The sequence below is a fragment of the Pseudodonghicola xiamenensis DSM 18339 genome, assembly GCF_000429365.1.
GTDB lineage: Bacteria > Pseudomonadota > Alphaproteobacteria > Rhodobacterales > Rhodobacteraceae > Pseudodonghicola > Pseudodonghicola xiamenensis.
The window spans coordinates 267472-290494 of sequence record NZ_AUBS01000002.1 but is presented as its reverse complement, the minus strand read 5'-3'; the positions used below and the strand labels follow the sequence as shown (position 1 = coordinate 290494).

Below are 23023 nucleotides of genomic sequence, written 5' to 3'. Positions count from 1 at the left end.
CGAGGCGACGCAGTGTCTGAACTTACCAAAATCCTGCATATCGAGGATGAGGCGGATATCCGGGAAATCGCCCAGATGGCGCTTGAACTGATCGGCGGATTCGAAGTGTGCCAGGCTGGGACCGGAGAGGCGGCGATGGATGTGCTGGAGGATTTCGCGCCGCAGCTGGTTCTGTCCGATGTGCAGATGCCGGGCATGACCGGCCCGGAAGCGCTTGCCACGATCCGCGCGGTGCCGGGTTATGAGACGATCCCTTGCATCTATATGACGGCCAAGGTCATGGAATCCGAACGCGATGCGCTGCTGGGGGATCATGATATCGGGGTGATTTCCAAGCCGTTCGATCCCACCGCGCTGGCCGATGAAATTCGCGGGCTCTGGGCGCAGCGCGGCTAAGGGGCTCAGCCGCCGGCCTTGCGCCTGAGATAGGCGTTTCGCGCGACTTCTTCCGCTGCGGTGGTTTCGATCCGGTTTTGATGGAGCTTCTGGCTGTCGCGTGCGCGGTCCAGAACAGCATCGTTGATCTTGGTCTCGCGAAACGCTTCGAGCAGATCTGCCTCGATCATCGCCGCCTCGGTCTCGAGCTGCGCGAACTGTGCGCTCAGCCGATTGCGGCGGGCGCGGGCGGCACGCAGGAAGCTTGCCAGATAGCCGGCATTTTCAGGGGACGTGACGCGCCCCTCGCGGTCGACCTGAGTATCGAGTGCCGCGATCTGGTCCTGCACCCTGGACTGCGCTTCGCGCAGCGCAGTCATCCGGGCGCCGAGATCGTCTATTTCATGCTGCCGGATGCGTCCGATCAGTTCCAGGGCCGCGATCCGGCGACGTTCGGGCATCGGCTCAGGCCGCTTCGGCCATGTCCTGGCGCGCCTCTTCCATCTCGTAGAAGTTCGGTTGCAGCTTGGACGGGATATTGCCGCGGCCGATTTCGATGCAGATGGTGGGAGAATGATTGTGCAGGATCGCGATGAAGATGTCGCGGATCACCGAATAAAAGGCGCCGTCCTGTTCTTCGATCGTGGTCAGCCGGTTCGACACCGGGGCGACGAAGAGATAGGCAAGAAAGACACCCAGAAAGGTGCCGACCAGCGCGCCACCGATCATTTCGCCCAGCACCGCGGGCGGTTTGTCGATCGATCCCATGGTCTTGATCACCCCCAGAACGGCGGCAACGATACCGATTGCCGGCAGCGCGTCGGCCACCGTGGTCAGACCGTGGGCGGCGGTCAGCGATTCATGGTGATGCTTCTTCAGCTTCTTGTTGATCACATCCTCTGTCTGGAACGGGTCATCGAACTGCAGCGCCAGCATGCGAAAGCTGTCGGTAATCAGGTCGATGGCGAAATGGTCTTTCTGCAGCTTGGGAAAGCGGGAAAAGATCGCGCTGTCCTGCGGGTTCTCGATATGCTCGTCCAGTGCCAGGATGCCGTCGCGCTGATACATCTTGGTCAGCGTGTACATCAGGTTGAGAAGGTCGATGTAATCCTTCTCTTTCCACTTGGGGCCCTTGAAGGTCTTGAGCACTGACTTGAAGGTGCCGAGGATCTCTCCGAAGGAATTCGCCGCGATGAAGGAGCCGAGCGCGGCGCCGCCGATCATCATGCCTTCGAAGGGCATCGCGTGAAGGATGACCGCCATTTCCCCGCCGGAGAGGACAAAGCCACCGAAGACGAGCGCGATGACGATGATAAAGCCGAGGATAATGGTCATGTCACGTATGGTCCAAGAGGCCGCGTTGCCAAGGGCGGCTGGCCGGGCTGCATCTGTTCCCGGCCACTATACGTGGATTGAGCAAGAATAAAATAAAAATCTCCTTTATTCCTTTGGTGACCTGTCGGGGTATCAAGGATAATTGACAACTAGTGCCGGCGTGGTAGAGAATTTTATTCATGGCTTCTCATGTCTGAAGGGGTTCGGCAGATGTCTGGCAAGGAACAGGTGATGGCTGTCCTGATGGGGCCTGCCGAGGTGCGCCAGACATTTCGGGACTGGCCGGGTGACATGTGTCTGGCTGTTTGCCTGATGCAGAGCGGGGATTGCCAACTCATGGTCTTCCATCATGAGGAAGCCGGGATTTTCCCGCGCCGGCTGCAGGGGCAGCTCGCGCTGCGCTCTGGGGATTTGTGCTTTTTCCCGCCCGTCGAGGGGTTCGCCACGCGCGCGTTGCTCTATTCCGATGAACAAAAGCTGATGTCGCTGGTCGCTGAAGCGCCCGAGATCGCCGAAGAGGCTGCGGATTACTCGGTCAACTATGCCTACGCTCTGGAGGAGGGGCTGGATCCGGTGGCCTTCCTCGGGCTGGATCGGGCGGCACCGGACCCGACGCCGGGGTCTGAGCCGCAGGTGACGGAAAAGCCGCTGCATTTCGCTCATATGGCCGAAGAGCGCGAGGCTGATTTCGTGTCTCGCCGCAGTGTGGTTGCGGGGGGCGAGGCGGTGGGACGGGTGCGCAAGGCGCTGCTGCCGGGGTTTATGCAACGTCAAGAGGCCATCGGGCCCGGGCCGCATTTCCGGTCGGTCCGCGAGCTGGAGGTGACAGAGGAAACCCGGGTGCCCTGCGATGTGCTGCCCGAACACGATGGTTGGATCCTGATTGCCCAGACGGGGGAGGGCGGTGCGGATATCCGGATCAGCGATACCGATCTGCTTTATTTGCGGGACGATCGCAATGTGGTGGCGATCCGGCAGGAACCGCCCTGGCAGTCCACCGCGGCACTGCCGGGCCGTATCTGGATACGTACCGAGCGGTTGCCGGGCAGCCTGCGTGGGGTTTTCGGGGATCGGATCGGTCAGGCCGAGCTGAGCGGTACGGGCAGTTTTCTCTATCTGCATTTCGGGCCGCGCCTTCTTGCCCAGCGGGAGCCTGCGCCCTTTGCGCCAATGCCTGCGGTCGAGCAGCCTGAGGGGGGCGGGCGCGACGAGGGCATGAACTTGGGGCAGGATGAGGCCGCCGTCGGCCTGGAGGATGACGAGGGCGAAGGGCGCGCAGCCGTCGAGGCCCCCGCAAAGACCGCCCTGTCGCAGATGCCAACCCCTGTTTCGCCGCCGGTGTCCAAGGGGGCCGCCCCGACCGCGCCCCGGGCGCCGGAAAGGCCGAAGCGCACGCGGCGGCGCTGGCTGATGATGGCGTCGGCGGCGGCTTCGCTTTTGCTTTTGCTGCAGGTGGGGTTGCAGCTTGGCGGCTCGTTCGAACGTGATGCCAGTGGCGTCAAGGCGCCGGTCGACTGGGATAAATTCCGCCTGTCCTCACAGACGGCGAAGGCTGGATAGATCGGCCCCATCCCCCGGAAGGGCTGGGGCCGAAATAGTCCGTGCTGGGGGGATCAGCGCAGGGCCGTGCGCAGATTTTCGAAGACTTCTTCGTTCAGTTCGCTCACCCGTTGCGGCTGCGGGGCTATGGGGGCTTCGGCGCGGCGGCTGTCCTGTGCCATGCTGGGCTGCGGCGCGGGCAACGGGCCGGCAGCCGGGGTGCTGTCCTGCGGTTGCAGGCTGGCCCCGGGTTCACCCTGCGCTGCGGGCGTCAGCCCGGCATCGGGCAGCTTGCGGTATTCCAGCAGGATCGAGATGCGCCGGTTCGACGGGTCGAACGGATCTGCGGGCACCAGCGGATCGGTATCTGCCATGCCGGAGACCCGGGTGATGCGGCTTGCATCGACGCCGGTCTGCACCAGCACGCGGCGCAGCGCATTGGCCCGATCTGAGGACAGATCCCAGTTGTCATAGGCCTGACGTTTGGTGAACGGCACCGCGTCGGTGTGGCCCGAAATCACCATGTCGTTGGGCAGGCCGGCCAGGGATTGCCCCAGTTTTTCCATCAACTTCAGGGTTGCCGGCGACATGTTGGCGCTGCCGCTGGCGAACATCGGTTTGCCAATTTGGTCGACCACCTGGATGCGCAGACCATCCGGCGTTTTTTCGAACATGACGCTCTTTGCCAGCGGACGCAGGTCGGGGTTGGCCTGGATCGCCTGGCGCAGATCGGATTCCACGGTGTTGAACTGGGCGGTGTCGGTGGCGCGCATCGCCTGTGCCATGTTCTGCGCCGCAGTCTGGCTGGCCATTTGCCGCCCTTCTGTCGGTCGATCGCTCCGGCCTTCGGTGTCATGCGGGGCGCCGGCAGTCTCATGGCTGTTGTCGCCTTCGGCCTGACCTTCGCGGTCGGTGATGCCGGCGGGGTTGTCATGGTCTGAAAGCGCGCCGGTGGCCGGGTTATCGAAGGCGCCCTTATAGGTGCCCTTGATCAGATCGTCGGGATTGGCGGTCTGGGTGACGTCCATCACTTCCCATCGGGCGGGGCTGGGATCGTCGATTTCGCCCATTTCGGCGCCGCGGGCGACGACCATGCCGCTCGAGGCGTTCAACGTGCCCGGAGGGCCAAAGGTGGCGCCGTCCAACAGTCCGCTGCCGTTCGGCATGGTAGCGTTGGTGAAATACTCCGCGATGCCGCGGAGCTTTTGTTCGTCCGAAGACGAGAGAATCCAAAGAAGAAGGAAGAAGGCCATCATGGCGGTCATGAAGTCCGCGTAAGCCACCTTCCAGGCGCCGCCGTGATGGCCGCCCTCTTCGGTGACTTCCACCCTGCGGATGATGCTGATGCCCGTTTTCGCTGCCATTTTCTTTGCCTCGTCGGGGCCGGGTCAACCGGCTGTTCCGGAGGGCCGCGCCTTCTGCGCCGACCGAACCTTTCCGAGTCATCGGCGAAGAAGATGCGCTCAGAGGGGCGCAATTGCGACATGTTTGGGGCGCGGGGCGGGGAAATATGGCAGGGTAAACAATACCTGGCCGGAGCGGCCCTGGTCAGCTCTCTCCGGTGTCGCGCTGGTATCTGCCCAATCCCACGCGTTTCGCATAGGCGGCCTTGCGTTCGGAATAGTTGGGCGCGACGAGCGGCATGTCCGCAGGCAGGTCGAAACGGGCGCGGTATTCGTCTTCTGTCAGCCCGTGTTCGGCTTTCAGGTGGCGCTTGAGCATGGTGAAGCCGCGCCCGCAACACAGGCAATAGACCTTGTCGTCGGTGACGGCCTGATCCATTGGCAGCGCCGGTGTCGCGCGTGGAGTGGTCGGCTGCACTGGCAGTTCCGCCTCCTGGGGGGCGTGAGGCGGGGGGGCAGTTTCCCGGGCGGCAGGGGGATTGGCCGGGCCGAAAATCTGCAGCAGACGGCGGCTCAGCGCCACGATGTCATCCGCGCTGCTGTCGGGGCGCTGGGCAAAGGCGGCAACAATACGCGCGACGGCCTCCCGCCCGGAGTCATCCCGGGTGGTTTCGGCAGGTTGGGGCGCTGTGTTCCCTGTGGTCATGGGATAAAATCCAGAACTGGCGAAGAGACAGAAGAAATTTCACGCACGTTATGGAAAGCGTCTGCAAGAAGTCAATGATAGCAGACAAGAACAGCGGGATCGTGCAGTCCTTTGCCGATCCGTTATCCCCGGCCGCCATGACGGCCCCGCCCAGAGGCGATGCGCGTCAGTCTGGCGCGGCCCCGGGGCGTTTCCGCCAATCGCTCCGACCGGTCCGGCGCGCCTTGGAGGCCGGACATGGTGCGATCGGCATTGTGCAAGACCTCGGTCAGAAAGTCGTCGTCTTTCACCACGGTAAGCAGCAATTTGACCCGCTCGGCGGCGGCAATGGCTGCGGCCCTGGCGATTGTGCTGCTTCTCTTACCTACCATGAGGTCTCCCATATTCCCCGCAGTTTGGCGGAATGGCGCATTCTGCTGCGGGATTTTATAGGGGGCGCAAGGTTAAATTTTGGTCAAAGTTCTTCGTACTTAGCAGGTAAATGGTTACATCGGAGTTAATCCTTTTCCGCTGACGCCGTCCGAGGCATCAGTTCTTGCGAAACCTTGCGTGCCCCATGGCGGTGGTGCTTCGTCAGCTCGGGGAATTCCCGCTGGCTTCGTGCGGGGCTCTGGGACTAAGTTCGTGCAGGAACCGGATGGTGCTGACGGTCTGGCGGAAACGATCCGCGGCGGGGAAACGGTGGGCATGTTGCAGGGAGAAGGCATTCAGTCAAATCAACCGCATGCCCTGGTCGCCGAGGCTGATATGGCTTGCCGAATGGGGTTGCAGCACCTGTTTTCGGTGATCCTGGAACTGCCGGTTCGTGCATTTGCCGATTGTGAGAGTGTGATGGCGCAGCTTCGCGATGGGGTGCGCCCGCGGGTGGTGGTGGTCGGCGTGCCCCGGCCTGCGACCGGTGCACTGACTCTGATCCGCGAGGCCAAGATGCGTGGCGCCTGTGTCATGGCCCTGGATTGGCAGCGGGGCACGGAGGATGCTGTACAGGCGTTTCTGGCCGGAGCTGATGATGTCGCCCGGGCCCCTGTGCGGCTGAAGGAGCTTGCACTGCGGATGCAGGCGCGGCTGGGGGCCGAGCTCAGTGGCCTGCAGTCCTGCCGGCTGGATTTTTCCGCCGATTGGGAGGCCGAGGCCGATATCGCCCTGAGGGCGGGGCTGACCGAGGCCGAGGCGCGGGTGGTGCGTGTCCTGATCGGTCGCGACGGTCATATCGTCACCCGGGACGAGTTGAGCCAAGCGATTGATCGGCGTCCCTGGGACTATGGGGATCGCAAGTTCGATGTGCATGTCGCCAAGATCCGGAAGAAATTGCACCGGGTCTTCGGTAGCCAGATCTCGGTCCGTACCGTGCGGTCTTCTGGGTATCTGATGACCGTTGCCGATGCGGCAGTTGCGGTTAACGCGACACCGGGGATGACTGGGGGAGAGGGGCCAGGCTTGGTGCGGCCCTTGCTGCGCCGGTCAGTCAAGTAACGAAATGTAAATCTTATCTAGCAACCTGCCTCACCCTCTAGCTCTAGGGTAGTTGACTACCTGTGGTAGAAGGGTGGCAATCTGTGGATAGATGTAGAAAGCCCTCATGTGACACAGAGCGTTGCGTTTTAAGGAGGTCGACGGGTGCCTCAGGATTGAACAGGTAAGTGTGGCGAGCGGCACAAAGACTGGGGAGTAAGGTTAGTGCAAGGTTTACAAACAAATCATTCTCCTAGTAGTGAAGACAAAATATGCTGCATGTGTGGCATTGGGCGGCAAGATTTTGGGGGATCGGACCGTGCAGAACGATACGTTGCTAGAACAAATCTGGGGCGAGGCTGTTGAATACTGCGCTCCGGCGGATATGTCGCCATTGGCCAAGCTGCTTTCGGCCTTGCTGACTGTCCCGACCGTCGCGCTGGTTACCCACGCGGGGATGGCGAGGGCGCATGCCCTTATGGAAGACACCGAATTGCTGCCTGGTGCGTCTCTGGGCGATGTGCTGGCCGAAGAGCTGGGGGTTGATATCCCTCATGATGCGGTGGTGTTGATCGAGCCGGTGGAAAGTGCCGAAGCCGAGGCGCTTTCGGGGAGTGATCTGGGGCAAGAGCTGGGCCGCCTTCTGATGGAGCTGGCCAGTACCGGGCATTCGACGTTGATCCGTATGGATGCCTTGGCGGGGGTCGAGGTTCGCCCGGTGGTTCGGGATTTCAGTCGCGCCGCCACGGAGATCGACCGGCGCAGCTACCAGGACGAAATGCGCGCGTAACAGACCTGTTTGGGCAAGGATAATGGTTGCATTGTCCTTGTTCTTGCTTTGTGTCCGCAGTGCGTTCCTCGGATTAAATCGGCGTTAATCACTTAAGTCTTTGCAGGCTGACCTTGCTGTGATCTTGTGGCGTTAACGAAACGGCACGTTTTCGCGAGGCAGGTCATGGCAATCTCTTATGCGGCCGCGCGTCAGGCGCCGTTGCTGGAGTCCGATCAGGAGAGGGAGCTGATCCGGCGATGGCAGCAGGACCGTGACCGCGGCGCGCTCGAAAGGGTGATTCTGTCGCACAACCGGCAGGTCTATGCCTGCGTGGTGCGGCTGGGTGGGCCGGTCGCGGATCGTGAAGAGCTGATCGCCGAGGGGATCGTGGGGTTGATCCGGGCGGCGGAGCGGTTCGATCTGACCCGTGGCGTGCGGTTTTCGACCTATGCGCAGTGGTGGATCCTGAATGCGGTGAACCGGGGCGCGGCACGGTTGGCTTCTGTTGTGGATTTTCCGCCGCAGGCGCGGAGAGACAATCAGGGGTGGGGCAGGATGATTGCGCTGCCGGACGAGGAGGCCCCGGATGCTGAGGGGCTGGAGGCGATGCGTTCGCCTGAACCGACGCCCGAGGAACGGATGATTGTCGCCTCGGGAATGGGCCGTTTGCGCCGAGTTATCGCCGAGGCGATGGGCAAGCTGGGCGAGGACGAGCGTGAGATCGTGCTGGCCCGCAACCTGCGCCCGGTGCCCGCGACGGTCGAGGAGCTGGCCCAGCGTCTGGGGGTGAGCCGGGACCGGCTGCGCCAGATCGAGAGACGGGCCATGCTGCGCCTGAAATACGAACTGCTGTCACGCGGCGTGACCGCGGCTCGGTTGGGATAGAAGATAGAAGGCCGTGATGAATAACGCTGTTCCCATGTCCTCCTTGGCGCCGGTGCAAGCCGGCGGTGCAGGAAAGGTTGCCGCACGTGCGGGTGGCCTCGGTGCTGCGGCGGAGCTGTTTGCGCAGTTGTTTGCCGCCGAGGCGGGAAAGGGGTCTGAGATGGGCGGCGGTGGCTCCGAGGGGCCGGGCGCCGGCCTGTCGCAGCTTCTCAATACGCTTGGGCGCAGGGCGCTGCACGCCGAGGGCCTTGCCGCCGAGGATGCGGTGGAAGAGGTGGCGGATATGGCCTCTGATCTGGCCGATGCGCTTGACGACCTCGATGAAAACCTTGCGGTTGGCCTTTTGGAAATATTCGGCCCGCTGCTGGAGCGGGCCGGTGGGGGGACCGAAATGCCCTCTGTTGGAGCGGTCGACATCACACCTGATACCGCATCGGCCGCGCTGGATATGTTCCGCTCGACCCTCTCGTTGGTGGGGCGGGCGCTCAGGGCGCAGCCCGGGGTGGCGGGGCTGCTGGATGGTCAGGCTGCTGGACAGGTCGGACCGGTCTCTGGGCAATCCGGGCTGTTCATGGGCCTGCTGGTGGCTGCGGATGCGCCGGTGGATGAGGATGGCATGCCTGCTGTGGTGGGCCCTGAGATGGTTTCGGCGGCGGAGGGCGAGTTTGTCGAGGGGCTGGCGGCAGAGAGCGCCGCAGAGGCCGGTGCCGAAGGGGGCGATCCGGGCGATATGATCTTGTCCCGCCCCGTTGGGCGTGCGGGATGGGCCGATGCCGGGGCGGTCGAGCTTCTGGGGCAGATCGTTGCGGCTGCCGCCGGTTCCGACGGCAATGGGGCGGTGGCCTCGATCGGGCCGCGTCGGCGAGGGGTGACGGCAGCAGATGTGCTTTCAGCACTGCCGCAGGCGGTTTTCGGTGGGGCAGATGTTGTGTCTGGTGATGATGCCGCCGTGCCGGCGGCAAAAACCGTCGATCCGCCCCGCTTTGCCGCGGTTCTGGCGGATCAGGTGCGCGCTGCCGAAGTGTCTGAGGGGCATACCCGCATCGAGCTGAACCCGCGTGGGCTGGGGGCGCTTGAGGTGGATGTTTCCACCGCCGAGGACGGCAAGCTGAATGTTGTCGTCCGGGCGGAAAACCCTGGGGTTCTGAGTGCACTTCGGTCGGGGCGGGAGCTGCTCTCGCAGGCGCTGGGCGATCTGGGCGGCGGCGGGCTTGATCTGCAATCCTTTTCGCAGGGCTCCGATCATCGGGGTTCGGATCAGCGGCGCGCGTCGTCGCTGGCCGTGGCTGCGCCGCAAGGCGCCGGGGCTGGCGCCTCCGGCGAAAGCGTTCCGACTGACGATCTGATCGGCAGCGGACGCCTGAATATCGTGACCTGACAGCTGAGACGGGGGACAAGATGACGACTGTAACCGGCACAAGTGGCACCGCGACGGCGACCGCATCGGGGAGCACCGGATCGCTTTCGGCGCTGTCTGCGGATTATACCCGCTTTCTCACACTGCTGACCGCCCAGATCCAGAACCAGGATCCGATGGAGCCGATGGACAGCACGACATTCGTGTCGCAGCTTGCCCAGCTCAGTCAGGTCGAGCAATCGGTCAAGACCAACAGCAACCTGGAAACCCTGTCGTCGCAATTCAGTGCGCTGAATGCGATGTCGGGGGCGCAGATGATCGGCCGGGATGTGACGGTCTCTTCCAGCACCGCGATGCTCGAGAAGGGGGGCACTGATGCCCATTACCTTCTGCCCACTGAGGCGGCCAGCGTGAAGATCGAGGTCTATGATTCGCTCGATCGCGTGGTGCGTACGATTTCCGATCTGCCGACCGGGGCCGGTGAGCTGCATTCGATCGGATGGGACGGGACCGATGATCTTGGCGAAGCGGTCCTGGATGGTCCCTACCGGATCGCGGTGAGTGCCGCCGACAGCGAGGGTAACGCGCTTGAGGCCTATTCTTTCCGCAAGACCCAGGTGAATGAGGTCCTGTTCTCGAACGGCGGTCTTTTCTACACCCTCAGTGGCGACGAAACCGTTCCGTCCGAGGCGGTGATGGCAATCCGCTGACCGATGTGCGGCGTTTCAGTCCCGGCGCGGCGTGGTATGGGTGGTGAAGTTGTTGATCTGTGCGGAGCGGACCGAGGGAAAGCTGTTGTGTACCTTTCGCGCGATCTGATCGGCCAGCGCCTGTTGGTCCAGCGTATCCTCTGCCCCCGGTGAGACCCAGAGCATGGTTTCTGCCAGATCCGAGGCGCTTCGGATGGTCGCGTCCCGCAACTGGGCGCGGCCCTTGGCATCGCCAAGGCGTTCGAAGTTGGCCGCGCCGGCGATCAGGGCATCCATGTCGATCTGCACATAGAGGATGCGGTCCGGTTGCAGGACCTGGATGGTGAATTTTCCCAAGGGCATCTTGTAGAGCAGCGGCGGTTGCGCTGTGGCGGATGCGGCAGGGCCTCCGGGCGCCATGACCCGTGGCCAGAGGAGGCGACCGGCCGCAAAGCCGAGCCCCGCCATCGCAAGGATCAGGCTGATCAGGAAGAGCAGTTTCCTCACGCGCCCCATGCCCGGTCAGTAGGGGAGGACAACGTCCAGCATATCCTCGCCATAGCGTGGTTGCTGCACGCGGGACAGCTGGCCGCGCCCGCCGTAGGCGATGCGCGCCTCGGCGATCTGATCATAGGAAATGGTGTTGTCGATATTGATGTCGACCGGGCGGATCACGCCAGCGACGCGCAATTCGCGCAGCTCGTAATTCACCTTCACCTCCTGCCGACCGCCAATGACGAAATTGCCATTCGGCAATTCCTTCACGATCATCGCCGCGACCTTGAGCTGGATACTCTCGTTGCGCTTGATCGTCCCCTCGCCGGCGCTTGAGGCGGTGGAGGAGAGGTCGATGATATTGTCGCCGGTGGGCAGGTCGTTCGGGTCGACCCCGGGCAGGATTTTGTCGATCTGGCTGCCATAGCCGAAGAACGTGGGCTTTGATGCGCTAGTGCCGTTGGTCCGGGACCGTTCGGATGCGTTCTTGAGCTGGGCCTCGTCGTCGATGTCGATCACCACGGTCAGCAGATCGCCCACCGCCTGTGCCCGGCGGTCGCCGAAGAAGCTGCGGGTGTTCTTGCCCCAGAGGCCGGAGGCCTCGGCCCGTTTCGGCGGCAGCATGGGTTCGGAGGCCGGCATCGGCACGCTGATCCGGTTGACCTCGGGCAGGGTCTCGCCATCAAGCACCACATCGCTCAGCTTGGGGTCGCGGTGTTTGGTGTATTGGTTGCAAGCTGACAGCGACAGCAGGGCCGCCAGGGTGGCAAGGCCCAGTCGTGGCAGGGACTGGCGGGCGGTGTCACTGGTACGGGTCAAAAGCTGGCCTCCACTAAGCCGTCGCCGCGGGCCACGCCCACGATGGTCTTGTTGCTGCTGAGATTGACGACCCGCACTTCCTGCCCGAGATGGGCGTCTGAGATCGCCTTGCCGGCGGCGGACAGCTGCATCCCCTTGTGGACAAGCTGGATTGTCACCCGGTCGCCGCGGGCGATGATGATCGGCGGCATGACCGACTGGAGCTGCACCGGCCTGCCGGGGCTGAGCATGCGGCGCACCTGCATTCCGACCAGTCCGGCCTCTTCGGTGACGGCATAGGCATTGACCCGTGTCCAAGGCAGTTCCACCGTCTCGATGTCTTCGGGCTGCACGATGCTGTCGGGCATGATCCGGCGTACAGGCACCGGAACCGGCACGGTCAGGGTGGCAAGCCCCCAGACCCGCCGGACCTCTCCGGTGTCGGTGACGACATTGGCGATGAACTGGCCGGTGTCCTTGTCGATCCAGAATTCGCGGATCAACTCGCCCTCGCGGGTCAGCCCTTCTGCCAGCCGGACCTTGAAATACCCCTGATCGGGCAGCCCGGGCCCATAGTCTTGCGTTGCGCGTTCGGCGACCAGGTCGGTGACCGGGGCGGCGGTGGCCGGCCGTGTCGGCGCTGCGGCGGCCAGAGCGATCGCGGCGAGGCCCAGCAGGCAACGGATCGGCTTGGGAAGGAGGGCGGCGGGGCGGGGCATCGACGTTACTTGATCTGGTTGGCGGTGGATAGCATCTCGTCGGCGGTTTCGATCGCCTTCGAGTTCATCTCGTAAGCGCGCTGGGCCGAGATCAGATCCGTGATCTGTTGGATGATGTTGACGTTGGAGTTTTCCAGATAACCTTGCCGGATGATGCCGACACCGACGTCGCCGGGGGTGGTCAGGGTCGGCTCTCCCGAGGCGGTGGTTTCTTCGAGCATGTTGTTGCCGATGGGTTTCATCCCGGCCTCGTTCAGGAAGATGGCCATGGTAAGCTGTCCCAGTTCCACCGGGGTGGGGTCGTTGTCGACATAGGCCATCACCACGCCTTCGCTGTTGATCTCGACCTGGGTGGTGTTGTCGGGGATGGTGACGCCGGGGTCGATCTCATAGCCGTCGAGGGTGACGATCTGCCCTTCTGAACTGAGCTGGAAACTGCCTGCACGAGTGTAGGCCTGGGTGCCGTCGGGACGGTTGATCACAAAGAACCCCTTGCCCTCGATGGCGAGGTCGAGCTCGTTTTCGGTCTGCGACAGCCCGCCTTGGGAACCGAGCCGCACGACGCCGACGCTTTGCACGCCCAGGCCCACGTTCATGCCGATGGGGCGTGCGGTGCCCTCGGTCGAGGTCAGCGCGCCCTCGGAATGGACCGATTGATAGATCAGATCCTGGAATGCGGCGCGACCGCTCTTGAAGCCGGTGGTATTGGCGTTGGCGATGTTGTTGGCGATGACGTCCACATTGGTCTGCTGCGCTAGCATCCCCGTCGCCGCGATCCCGAGTGCTTTCATGTCCTGCCCTTTCCTTGCCTGCCCGACGGGTCAGACCACATTGCCAAGGCGTTGAATCGCCTGCCGGGTCTGGTCGTTGGATTCCGTCATGAGTTTCGAGGCGCGCTCATAGGCACGCTGAATGTCCATCAGCCGGGTCATCTCGATGATCGGCTGCACGTTGCTTTGTTCGATGAAGCCCTGCGAAAGCTGGGTTTCGCGGTCCAGTTCGACATTGCCCAGGCTGTCGTCTGACTGGAACAGGCCATTGCCCATGGGAACGAGCTGATTCACGTCCGGCAGGCGAAAGATACCGATCTGTCCAAGCGCCGTGCCGTTGAGATCGGTGATGGTACCGTCCTGGGTGAAGATGATTTCCTGTCCAAGGTCGTTGGGCAGGGTGATCGGATTGCCGCTGGCGTTCAGGATCGGCGCGCCGCTCAGCGTGGCGAGTTGGCCTTCGCTGTTCATCGTCAGTCGGCCGTCGCGGCCATAGGCGGTGATGTCGCCCTCGGCCTGAAAGGAAAACCAGCCGGGGCCGGTTAGTGCGATGTCGAGAGGGTTGCCGGTGGCGATCAGCGCCCCCTGGCTGGCATCGGTATAGGTCCCGCGGTCCTGGACATAGCTGATCGCGGTGGTGTCGGTGTTGCCATCGGGTTCGACGGCCTCGAACAGTGCCTGCGTTGCCTTGTATCCGGCAGTGGAGGCGTTCGCCATATTGTGCGCGGCCAGATCCATGCTGCGTTCAAGCGCGGTGGCAAGCGAGAGCGAGACATAATTTGCATTGCCCATCTGCGCGCTGCCCCCCTGGCATGTCGTAACAAGAACAATATGAAGGAATTCGGTGCAATTCACGTTGTTGCGTGCTAAACTATCCATCAATATAAGAATTAAGGCAAGATATAATTGCCGTTTGAAAGGTCACCTACAAGGACAGTTTCGGGTGGGCATGAAAAGGCCGATGACAGTTTTGGCGATGCTGCTGGCCGGTCTGGGGCTCGGCGGTCGCAGCGGTTTCGCTCTGGCCTCCGGGGCCGCGCGGGGGACGCCGTCGGATGGTGCTCCCGTGGTGCGCCCAGAGCTGGGGCAGGGGGCGGCGGCGGCGATGGTTCTGGAGCGCTGGCCGCAGGCACGATTCCAGCCTGATCTGGCCGGACGCATTCAGGCGCTGAGCGTTGCCCACGGGCCGGAGCGCCCCGGTGTGTTTCTGGACATGGCCGAATTGTTTCTGGCGCAGATGCTGCTGCCAGAAGCGCGGTCGATCCTCGACGGGGTCACTCCAGAGGTGGCGCGTGATCGTCGGCGCTGGCGGGCGATGTCGGACGCGGTTCGTCTGCTGGCGGGCGATGTCGCCCCCGATTTGTCCGGGTCCCCGCTGTCGGAACCCGGGCGGCAGGATCGGTCGCTTTGGCTGGTGTTGCAGGCCATCGCCGCGGGGGACGCGCAGATGTTGCGGGACAATCTGGACGGTGTGCCCGGCGCCATGGCGCGCCAGCCGCGGGCGTTGCGGCGTGGGGTGCTGGCCAGCGTGACAGAGGCTGCGATCGAGGCGGGCGCAAATGATGTCGTCGCCGAGCTTCTGGAGATGGTCGAGGCGTTGCCCGATCTGTCCTCGGCTCCGGTGGGGTACTTCCTGCGCGGACGGTCGGCCGAGGTGACCGACCAGGCCAGTACGGCGCTCGAGGCCTTTTTCGAGGCGTCGAGAGGGTGGGATCGCTATGCGGCGCGCGGGCGGCTGGCATTGGCAGATATGGCTTTGGAGAATGGCGGGCGTGGTGCTTTGCTGGCGGCGCGGGACGTGCTTGAGCATGGCGCCGATGCCTGGCGCGGCGATGTCTATGAGCTGCAGCTTCTGAAGGCATTGGCAGAGGTTTATTCCCAGTCGGGTAGCAATATCGAGGCGCTTGGGGTGTTGGGGCAGCTTATGTCGCGCTTCCCCGGGACGCCCGAGGCCACTTGGGCGGCGGCCCGGGCTTCGGAAGACATGGGGCAGGTCTATCGGCGCGGCGCTGAGGGGCAGCTTCCCCTTGCGCAATGGTTGACCGTGCATCTGCAGCTTGTGCCGCTGTACCGATATTTCCCGGATTTCGCCAAATATACTGAAGTGTTGGCAGATCGCGCGCTGGAGATCGGTGGCACCGATCTGGCGGCGCTGGAATACCGTCGCGCGCTGGCGCTGTTGGAAGAATTGGATGGGTTTGCCGGCCAGCCGGTGCCGGTCGTTCGGATGGTCCGGCTGCGGCTCAAGCTGGCGCAGGCGCTGGCGCGTGGCGGTCTGATGGATGAGGCTCTGGCAGAGCTCGATCATATCGAGGCCTTCGAGGACCCGGCCCTGCGCCAACAGGTGAACCGGCTGAAATCGCAGGTGCTGGCCGATATGGGGAAGTCTGACGAGGTTCTGCGGACGCATGTGGCGGCCCCGGATGCGCAGAATTTGCGGGATGTCGCCCTGGCCCTGTGGAAAAGCGGCGATTGGATTGAAGCTATGCTGTTCTATCGTCGCCTGTGGTCCGGCTTCCCCGATCAATTCGCCGCGCGCGATGCCTCTTATCTGCTGTTGGCTGCGCGCAAGGCCGGGAATGAAGCTGTTGCCGCCGAGGTGGTCGCGGCATTTCCCGATCTGACCAGTTCCGAGGGCTGGATCGAAATCGCCCAGAGCCTGGTCGAAGCGCCGGCGCCGATCCTGCCGCTGAGCGAGGGGAGCGCATCGAACCGGCTGGAGAGCCTTGATCGTGCTCTGGGCCGGCTCCGTGACAGTGGGTTGTGATCCGGCGCGGGCCACCTGATGCTGGGGCCCCTGTCCGAATTGGTGGTTGGGGCGGCAATCCCTTCCAGATCTTGCGTTTTTCTCTGTTCTTTAACCCGCCTTAAAAGCCCCTTGTGTATTTCTTGAAGAAAACACTCCATCACAAGAATAATAGGCGGCGGTCAGATGAGCATTTCCAGCGCATTGCAAACGGGTGTCAGCGGTCTGAAGGCGAATTCTCAGGCTGTTGGCAAGATCTCCGAGAATATCGCGAACGCGAATACAATCGGCTACAAGCGCGGCTTTTCGCAGTTCGTGACCTCATCGGCATCGGGCAGCAGCTCGTCCTCGGTGCTTTCGGTCTCAGCGGTGGATGTGTCCAAGATTGATCTTGCCGGCGGGCTGCTGCCAACGGATTCCTACACCGATCTTGCGATCAGCGGTGATGGTTTCTTCGTGGTGTCGGCGGGGCCGAACGAAACGCTCTCCACCAATTACCTGCTGACCCGGGCGGGGTCGTTTTTGGCGGACGAAGATGGCAACCTGGTGAACAAGGCGGGGTATTACCTGGCCGGTTACCCCTATGATCTGAATGGTGAGCTGGGGGATGTGGATCGCGCCTCCTTTGGCGATATGGAGACGGTAAACGTTTCCAATATTTCGCTGTCGGCGGCGGCCACGACTGCGGTGACGATCTCGGGTAACCTGCCGGCGCAGGACACTGGCCTGGCCGACCCGGGATCGGCTTTCAGTTCTTCGACGGAATATTTCACCGCGCTGGGAAAGTCCGAGCGGTTGAATTTCTCCTGGCAGCCGACGTCAACTGAAAATCAGTGGACTGTGACGGTTCGAGACAATGAAGGTGCTGAACTCGGATCGGTCACCATAGATTATTCCGATGCTGGCAGCCTGGCCGGGACGCCGGTGTCCTATTCGGATGTGACCTCCGTCGCGGTTGCTCCCGCGGCCTTCTCCTTCGACACCGCAACCGGCGTTGCAACGCTCACGCTCGACAACGGGTCAACGCCGCAGGAGCTGACGGTTTCCTTCGGTGCTCCGGGAAGTTTTGGCGGCCTCACCCAGTTCGCAGGGGACTTTAATCAGTCCTTTGATCGCGATGGCTCCAGCGTGGGGGAATTGAGCCGAACCGAAATCGACGAAGATGGCACGCTCTACGGGGTTTTTGACAACGGGGTGCGGCGGGCGCTCTATCAGATTCCGGTCGGAACGGTCGCGAATGTGAACGGCCTCAAGCAATCGGATGGCAACGCTTACGAGCTGTCGAAGGATGCCGGCAACTTCATGGCGCTCGAGGCTGGGTCCGGGTCGCTGGGCACCATCGCGTCGAGGTCGCTGGAGGGGTCGAATGTCGATATCGCCGAGGAGATGACGGATTTGATCGTGGCGCAGCGCGCCTTTTCGACCAATGCCCAGATCATCACGACGGTCGACAACATGATGGAAACCACCGCCCAGCTCAAACGCTAAGATCGCTTGGCGTTCAGGGGGTAAAACATGAGCCTTTCAGCGGCATTGAACGCGGCCTCCAGCGGGCTGGCGGCAACTCAGGTCCAGGCCCGGGTCGCATCCGAGAACATCGCGAATGCGATGAACGAAAATTATGTGCGCCGCGACGCGATCCTGGTGTCCACCGGCAGTGGTGGTGTCGGGGTGGGGCAGATCGCCCGCGACGTCGACGATGCGCTGGTGCGTATGTCGCGTTCGGAAGGCAGCAAGGCGGCGCATCAGCAGGCGATCTATGAGGCGCTTGAAACCTATTCGACCTATCTGGGGAAGCCCGGGGATGGGCTGTCGCTGCCGGACAAGTTTTCCGATTTCAACACGGCCTTGACGACGCTGGTCAACATGCCCTCCTCGACCGAGGCGCAATCGGCGGCGGTTTATGCGGCCGAGGATCTGGCTGCGGCGATCCGTGATACCAGCGGCATGCTGGCCGAGGTGGGCGGCGATGTGGATATGGAAATCCGCTATGAGGTCGCGGATCTGAATCAGGCGCTTTACGATCTGTCGGAGCTGAACGCGAAGGTTGGGAAAGTCGAGAGCGGCACGGCCGAGGCTGCTAATCTGAGCGATCAGATGGATGCGCTTCTGGATCAGGTGTCCGGTATCGTCGGTGTGCGCATCACGCATAATTCGGACCGTACCGTCAGCCTCTACACGTCCGGTGGCGTCGCGTTGCTGGAAGGAACTCAGGTCCGCGACGTGACCTACAGCTCCGGCGATGGCAATATCTACGCTGGAGAGACCGAGATCACCCCGAACAAGGATGGCGTGCGTGGGATCGAGGAAGGCAGCCTGGTTGGCTTCGCCGAACTGAAGAACGATATCCTGCCGCAGTTCCGGCTTCAGTTGGATGAATATGCGCGTGGGTTGATCGAGACGTTCCAGTCAGTTGATGCCTCTGTCGCCTCTGGCGGGGCGGGGCTTTTCACTGACAATGGCGGCGCTTTTGAGGGGGGCACGCTTGATGGGCTCTCTGCGCGGATCTCGGTGAATGAGGCCGTGTCACATGCTGGCAGGGCCGAGATCTGGCGTATCCGTGATGGCATGGGGGTTGCCGAAGAAGGGGCCGTCGCCGACGCAACTCAGGTGCAGGCCTATATCGACGGGCTGAAGGTCAAGGTCGGTGCCGATCCTGCGACCGGGCTCAGCGCTTCGATTTCGTTGGCCGATTTCGCCGGAGAACTGGTGACTGCCCAGGCGCTGACCAGTTCGCGCGCCGAAAGCAGCTATAGCGCCGCGGCATCGGCGGCGGATCTGGTGCAGGCGTCGCGTGCCAATGTCGAGGGCGTCAACATCGATGACGAGTTGCAGCAGCTCATGCTGATCGAGCAGAGCTATGCTGCGAATTCCAAAGTTCTGACGGCGGTGGGCGATATGCTCGATGCGCTGTTGGCCGCAGTCTGAGGGTAGAACATGAGCTGGAATATCGGCCGGGTATCGTCATTGCAATTCAATCTGCTGAATCGAAGCTTCGTGTCTTCGGCCACCAAGGCCCTGGCGACTGCTGGCGAAGAGCTTTCCACCGGGTTCAAGTCGGATATCTACCGATCGCTCGGGGCGAGTGCCGCAACCCTGACGAGCTTGCGCGCCAGCTTCGAGAATACCGAGGCTTACATGACCGCCAACAAGACCCTGGACGGCAAGCTTGAGGCGATGCTGACCTCGGTGGACGCGGCGCGCACGAGTGCGGACAGTGTGTTGCAGACTGCGATCGTCAATTCTTCGCGTCCCACAAGTGGGGTCAGCGAACTGCGAAACGAGGCACGCGCAGCGCTGGAAAGCATCATCGCGACGCTGAACATCAGCTACAACGGCGATTATCTGTTCTCGGGGGTCAACAGTGATCAGGAGCCGTTGACGCGCTGGAGTGACGTCAACGAGGCGACGGGGACATCGCCATCGCAGGTTCTGGCCGATATCGTCGGCAGTGGGCCCGCTTCTGCCGGCGAGGCGGAGGATATGCTGGCGCAGATTGACGCGGTATTCGCCTCGACCTCCGGGGAGACGGCGCAGAGCTTCGAGGGCACCTTTTATCGTGGGGCGCCGGCGCTGGCCAAAGATGGTGCTCCGGCCCCCCGGGTCACTGCCCGGATCGGCGAGGGGCAGGCGCTGGATTACGGGGTTCAGGCCAATGACCAGGGGATCCGGGACGTGATCAAGGGGTTGGCGATGTTGGCCTCGGTGGATGTCGGCGCGATCGAGGATGAAGGGGCCTATGCCATCTGGATGGGGGCGGCAAGCGCTGCGCTTAGCAATGGTGTCGAGGGGATGCTGGAGATTTCAGCCGGCATCGGTTTCAACCAGCAGGTGGCCGAGAATGCGCAGACGCGGCTGACCGATCTGGCACTGGTCCAGAAGACCCAGATCTCGGATTACGAAAGCGTCGACCCCTATGAAGCCTCCACACGGGTGAAGAACCTCGAATACCAGCTCGATGCGAGCTATTCGGTCACTGCCAAGCTGTCGCAGTTGTCTCTGTTGAATTATCTCTGATGGCAGGGCCCGGATGACTTAGTCCGGTCTAGCTACTGCGGTAGAGATCAGGCGCGTGCCTGATAGCTGGCGCCATGTCCCGCCCGCGGGGCGGGCTGGATCTCGGGCACGGGCAGTTCAAGCTGTTCCGGTGCGCTCAGTTTGTAGCCGCGGCCATGCACTGTCTCGATATATTGCGCGCCGCTGGCGGCGGCGGCGGCGATTTTCTTGCGCAGCTTGCAGATATAGACGTCGATCACCTTGTCGAAGGGTTGATCGGGGCTCATCCCGTAAACGGCATCATAGATGGCGTTCTTCGAAATCACCTTGTTCGAATTCAGCGCCAAGTGCTGGAAGATAGAATGTTCGCGCTTTGACAGCTTGATGCGCGCGCCCGAGACGATGGGGTCGCGACCGTCGAAGAATGCGACCAATTCCCCAACCTCGACGCTTTCGGCGGCATGCCCGTGAAAGCGGCGGACGATGGAATTGATGCGTGAAGCCACCTCGCTTCCCTTGATCGGGCTGACGATGACGTCGTCCGCGCCGCGATCAAGGGCCGCCGAGGTATCCTGGGAATTGCGGAAGTCGCGCAGCACGATCACCGGATTTTCACAGCCGGCGCGGCGGATGGCGCGGATCTGGTCGTGGATGTTCGGAGATTCGCCGATCAGGATCGCGCGGGTTTCATGTCCTGGCTGTGTCAGCGGAGCGAGGCCGGTTTCGAAGAAGTCCTCGTCAACGAAATGTGGCTCGATGCCCGCGTTCTCGAGCTCGTTGCTCAGCGCCATCTGCCGCTTTTCACGTGGTTCGAAAACATAGGCGCGCATGAACACCTCCGTTCCCGCCATAATGCATAACTATTCTTAATCGCTAGCAAGGAAAGATGGCCAGTTCAATGATAAAGTTGTCCACAGGCATGATTAGTTTGCGCTGTATATGGACTTGGCAAAAACAAATTGCTAGTTTCATGAGAGAAGTCAGAGGTGAATTCCATGTCTGCAGGCAGGCCGAGAAGGGTGTTTAAGGCGACGGCTGCGGCTGCTTGGTGTCGGCTGCGCGTCGTGCTGGCCGTGCTGCTTGCGATTTCGCTGGCGCCGGTGGCCCGGGCCGAGGTGCGGATCAAGGATATCGCCAGCTTCGAGGGCGTGCGCGAAAACCATCTGATCGGCTACGGTCTGGTGGTCGGGCTGCATGGCTCGGGTGACAAGATGACCAACAGCCCGTTCACCCGCGAAGCCGTCAAGGGTATGCTGGAACGGCTAGGGGTCGCCAATCTGGATGGCGACCTGCTGAAGACCAAGAACACCGCTGCGGTGATGGTGACGGCCAAATTGCCGCCTTTCGCCCGGCGTGGCGCGCCGATTGACGTGGTGGTTTCGTCGCTGGGGGATGCCACCAGCCTGCGCGGAGGCACCTTGCTGGTCACGCCGCTGTCTGGCGCCGACGGAGAGGTCTATGCGGTGGCGCAGGGGCCTGTCGCGGTTTCGGGCTTCATGGCGCAGGGCAATGCCGCCAGCGTGGTCGAAGGCGTGCCTACCATCGCCAGGATCGACAATGGCGCCATTGTCGAGCGCGAGGTGAATTTCGAACTGCGTCAGCTCGACAGTTTCCGGATTTCGCTCCGGGTGCCGGATTTCACCACCGCGGCGCGGATCGAGGATGTGATCAACATGACGCTTGGCGGTGGCTCGGCCCGGGCGCTTGACCCTGCCACGGTCGAGGTGCGCGTCCCCGGAAAGGGGGATGTCGCCGAAACCATCGCGGCGATCGAAAATCTGACGGTGCAGCCCGATACCGTGGCCCGCGTTGTCGTGGATGAAAAATCCGGGACCATCGTGATCGGCGCCAATGTCCGTATCGGTCAGGTGGCGATCAGCCAAGGTGGGCTGACGGTGCGGGTGCGGGAGCGCTATAATGTCAGCCAGCCCAATCCGATCAGTATCGGCGGTACTGCCGTGGTGGTGCCCGAGACCAATATCGACGTCGAGGAACGGGATAGCAAATTTACCATCCTCGAGGGCGATGTCAGTCTGCAGGATTTGGTCGATGGCCTGAACGCCATCGGTGTTGGTGCGCGGCAGACGATTTCGATCCTCGAGGCGATCAAGGCCTCGGGTGCGTTGCATGCCGATCTGGAGATTATCTGATGGTTGATCTGTCTTCTGTTTCCGCTCTGGTCGCGATGCAGGCCGGTGATGCTGTACGGCCTCAGCCCCAGCCCACGGCCGAGGATGCCGAAGTGGCGAAGAAATTCGAGACAGTCTTCCTGAGCCAGTTCGTGGATCAGATGATGTCGACGGTGGAGTATGGTCCGGCCTCGGGGGGGCAGGGGGCCGAGATGTGGCGATCCTTCCTGTCCGAGGCGATGGCGCAGCAACTGGCCGAGCGCGGAGGCCTGGGGATGAGCGATAGTATCGGGCGGATGCTGGCGGCCTATCGCCGTTGAGCGCGGCGTGAGCGATATCGGGCGCAGGAGGGGCGACATGCGGGAACCGCGCAAATTCAGGATCGGGCAGCGGGCTGAGGCGCGCCGGGCGGCAAACGACGCCGGCAGCCGGGTGCTGACTGTGGAGGATGAGGCCAATATCGAAGCCTTCACTCTGAAGGTGGTGGAGGCGATCGAGCTGTTGAACGAGGAAATCGCTGCCATCCGTGCCGGTCGACTTCAGCGGGTCGGTGAGTTGTTCGAGCCGAAATCGGCGTTGCTGAAATGGCTGGAGTTGCGGGTGCCGCTGGTTGAGCCCTTCCTGGCCGGAGAGGTCGCGCAGCAGCATGGGTTGCCCGCCAAATTGACCGAATTGCAGCAGGTGGTCAGCGAGGACGGGGCATTGTTGCAGCGTATGGCGCGCGCCGCGGGCAGCATCGTGCGCGAGATCAAGAAGGCGACCGAGCGCAGCGGGCTTAACGGGCTTTATGGAAAATCGGGGCAGAAAATCGCAGCGCAGCCGGGCGGGCGATTGCGGATCGACCGGGAATTTTGATCACAGTTTCCTGAAGCCGGCAAAACGTAAACCCCGCTTTAATCGCGGGGTTAATATCTTCG

General features: G+C 62.5%; 25 protein-coding genes. 14 read left to right on the top strand and 11 right to left on the bottom strand.

The annotated features are described in order from the left end of the window. Nucleotides 1-12: 12 nt before the first annotated feature. Nucleotides 13-396 (top strand): response regulator, encoded by a 384-nt coding sequence (locus G455_RS0104350; RefSeq protein WP_028092565.1) that lies wholly within the window; start codon nt 13-15, stop codon nt 394-396. A gap of 5 nt (nt 397-401) precedes the next feature. On the opposite strand, the gene G455_RS0104345 is transcribed toward G455_RS0104350, so the two are convergent. After that, on the bottom strand, nt 402-836 hold the full coding sequence (locus G455_RS0104345) for a hypothetical protein (RefSeq protein WP_028092564.1): 435 nt from the start codon (nt 834-836) through the stop codon (nt 402-404). A 4-nt stretch (nt 837-840) separates the two neighbouring features. Next, nucleotides 841-1710 (bottom strand): flagellar motor stator protein MotA, encoded by an 870-nt coding sequence (motA, locus tag G455_RS0104340; protein ID WP_028092563.1) that lies wholly within the window; start codon nt 1708-1710, stop codon nt 841-843. A gap of 210 nt (nt 1711-1920) precedes the next feature. Here motA and G455_RS25505 point away from each other — a divergent pair, with 210 nt between their 5' ends. Then, nucleotides 1921-3270 (top strand): hypothetical protein, encoded by a 1350-nt coding sequence (locus G455_RS25505; RefSeq protein WP_051312153.1) that lies wholly within the window; start codon nt 1921-1923, stop codon nt 3268-3270. A 53-nt stretch (nt 3271-3323) separates the two neighbouring features. Here the strand turns inward: G455_RS25505 and G455_RS27090 are convergent, their stop codons facing one another. The 3 genes from G455_RS27090 to G455_RS0104320 all read right to left on the bottom strand — a co-directional run bounded on the left by G455_RS27090 (nt 3324) and on the right by G455_RS0104320 (nt 5669). Continuing rightward, nucleotides 3324-4613, bottom strand: coding sequence for a flagellar motor protein MotB (locus tag G455_RS27090; protein ID WP_051312151.1), 1290 nt, complete (start codon nt 4611-4613; stop codon nt 3324-3326). Between the two features lie 184 nt (nt 4614-4797). Further along, the gene (locus G455_RS23300; protein WP_051312149.1) at nt 4798-5298 is read right to left on the bottom strand and encodes a MucR family transcriptional regulator; all 501 of its coding nucleotides are present in this window, start codon (nt 5296-5298) and stop codon (nt 4798-4800) included. A gap of 122 nt (nt 5299-5420) precedes the next feature. Next, nucleotides 5421-5669 (bottom strand): hypothetical protein, encoded by a 249-nt coding sequence (locus G455_RS0104320; protein ID WP_154664340.1) that lies wholly within the window; start codon nt 5667-5669, stop codon nt 5421-5423. 253 nt (nt 5670-5922) lie between these two features. Here G455_RS0104320 and G455_RS25500 point away from each other — a divergent pair, with 253 nt between their 5' ends. The 5 genes from G455_RS25500 (at nt 5923) to G455_RS0104295 (ending at nt 10474) form a co-directional block, all read left to right on the top strand. Then, nucleotides 5923-6771: a winged helix-turn-helix domain-containing protein gene (locus G455_RS25500; protein WP_051312147.1), complete on the top strand. Its 849-nt coding sequence runs from the start codon at nt 5923-5925 to the stop codon at nt 6769-6771. A 298-nt stretch (nt 6772-7069) separates the two neighbouring features. Then, entirely contained in the window at nt 7070-7540 is a 471-nt protein-coding gene (locus tag G455_RS0104310; protein WP_154664339.1) for a hypothetical protein, read from the top strand. A 165-nt stretch (nt 7541-7705) separates the two neighbouring features. Then, a complete protein-coding gene (locus G455_RS0104305) occupies nt 7706-8407 on the top strand; it encodes a sigma-70 family RNA polymerase sigma factor (RefSeq protein ID WP_028092560.1) in 702 nt (233 codons plus the stop codon). Between the two features lie 16 nt (nt 8408-8423). Continuing rightward, nucleotides 8424-9785 carry a flagellar hook-length control protein FliK gene (locus G455_RS0104300; protein ID WP_084436989.1) on the top strand — a complete coding sequence of 454 codons (1362 nt, stop codon included), beginning with the start codon at nt 8424-8426 and terminating at the stop codon, nt 9783-9785. 20 nt (nt 9786-9805) lie between these two features. Further along, nucleotides 9806-10474, top strand: a complete 669-nt coding sequence (locus tag G455_RS0104295; protein WP_028092558.1) for a flagellar hook assembly protein FlgD — start codon at nt 9806-9808, stop codon at nt 10472-10474. 15 nt (nt 10475-10489) lie between these two features. Here the strand turns inward: G455_RS0104295 and G455_RS23290 are convergent, their stop codons facing one another. From G455_RS23290 to flgF, 5 genes are read right to left on the bottom strand one after another with little or no spacing between them, the layout of a single operon-like run. Beyond that, a complete protein-coding gene (locus G455_RS23290; protein WP_154664338.1) occupies nt 10490-10960 on the bottom strand; it encodes a flagellar basal body-associated FliL family protein in 471 nt (156 codons plus the stop codon). A 15-nt stretch (nt 10961-10975) separates the two neighbouring features. After that, on the bottom strand, nt 10976-11767 hold the full coding sequence (gene flgH / locus G455_RS0104285) for a flagellar basal body L-ring protein FlgH (RefSeq protein WP_035366089.1): 792 nt from the start codon (nt 11765-11767) through the stop codon (nt 10976-10978). Continuing rightward, nucleotides 11764-12465, bottom strand: a complete 702-nt coding sequence (gene flgA / locus G455_RS0104280; protein WP_028092556.1) for a flagellar basal body P-ring formation chaperone FlgA — start codon at nt 12463-12465, stop codon at nt 11764-11766. The genes flgH and flgA overlap by 4 nt, the downstream gene beginning before the upstream one ends. A gap of 5 nt (nt 12466-12470) precedes the next feature. Next, entirely contained in the window at nt 12471-13256 is a 786-nt protein-coding gene (flgG, locus tag G455_RS0104275; protein ID WP_028092555.1) for a flagellar basal-body rod protein FlgG, read from the bottom strand. Nucleotides 13257-13286: 30 nt separating this feature from the next. Beyond that, on the bottom strand, nt 13287-14027 hold the full coding sequence (gene flgF / locus G455_RS0104270) for a flagellar basal-body rod protein FlgF (RefSeq protein ID WP_028092554.1): 741 nt from the start codon (nt 14025-14027) through the stop codon (nt 13287-13289). A gap of 169 nt (nt 14028-14196) precedes the next feature. Between flgF and G455_RS23285 the strand changes: the two genes are divergently transcribed. The 4 genes from G455_RS23285 (at nt 14197) to G455_RS0104250 (ending at nt 19998) form a co-directional block, all read left to right on the top strand. Further along, nucleotides 14197-16002: a tetratricopeptide repeat protein gene (locus tag G455_RS23285; RefSeq protein ID WP_051312143.1), complete on the top strand. Its 1806-nt coding sequence runs from the start codon at nt 14197-14199 to the stop codon at nt 16000-16002. A 165-nt stretch (nt 16003-16167) separates the two neighbouring features. Beyond that, on the top strand, nt 16168-17469 hold the full coding sequence (locus G455_RS0104260; RefSeq protein ID WP_028092553.1) for a flagellar hook protein FlgE: 1302 nt from the start codon (nt 16168-16170) through the stop codon (nt 17467-17469). A 27-nt stretch (nt 17470-17496) separates the two neighbouring features. Then, a complete protein-coding gene (flgK, locus tag G455_RS0104255) occupies nt 17497-18909 on the top strand; it encodes a flagellar hook-associated protein FlgK (RefSeq protein WP_028092552.1) in 1413 nt (470 codons plus the stop codon). A 9-nt stretch (nt 18910-18918) separates the two neighbouring features. Beyond that, nucleotides 18919-19998, top strand: coding sequence for a flagellin (locus G455_RS0104250; RefSeq protein ID WP_028092551.1), 1080 nt, complete (start codon nt 18919-18921; stop codon nt 19996-19998). A 47-nt stretch (nt 19999-20045) separates the two neighbouring features. On the opposite strand, the gene G455_RS23280 is transcribed toward G455_RS0104250, so the two are convergent. After that, nucleotides 20046-20807 carry a response regulator transcription factor gene (locus tag G455_RS23280; RefSeq protein ID WP_035366086.1) on the bottom strand — a complete coding sequence of 254 codons (762 nt, stop codon included), beginning with the start codon at nt 20805-20807 and terminating at the stop codon, nt 20046-20048. A 189-nt stretch (nt 20808-20996) separates the two neighbouring features. Between G455_RS23280 and G455_RS0104240 the strand changes: the two genes are divergently transcribed. The 3 genes from G455_RS0104240 to G455_RS23275 are packed head-to-tail and all read left to right on the top strand — an operon-like array spanning nt 20997 to nt 22961. Continuing rightward, complete coding sequence (locus G455_RS0104240) at nt 20997-22127, top strand: flagellar basal body P-ring protein FlgI (protein ID WP_407636234.1); 1131 nt, start codon at nt 20997-20999, stop codon at nt 22125-22127. Next, entirely contained in the window at nt 22127-22426 is a 300-nt protein-coding gene (locus tag G455_RS0104235) for a rod-binding protein (protein WP_229861727.1), read from the top strand. The genes G455_RS0104240 and G455_RS0104235 overlap by 1 nt, the downstream gene beginning before the upstream one ends. Before the next feature lie 37 nt (nt 22427-22463). Continuing rightward, nucleotides 22464-22961: a hypothetical protein gene (locus G455_RS23275; protein WP_051312139.1), complete on the top strand. Its 498-nt coding sequence runs from the start codon at nt 22464-22466 to the stop codon at nt 22959-22961. Nucleotides 22962-23023: the final 62 nt, after the last annotated feature.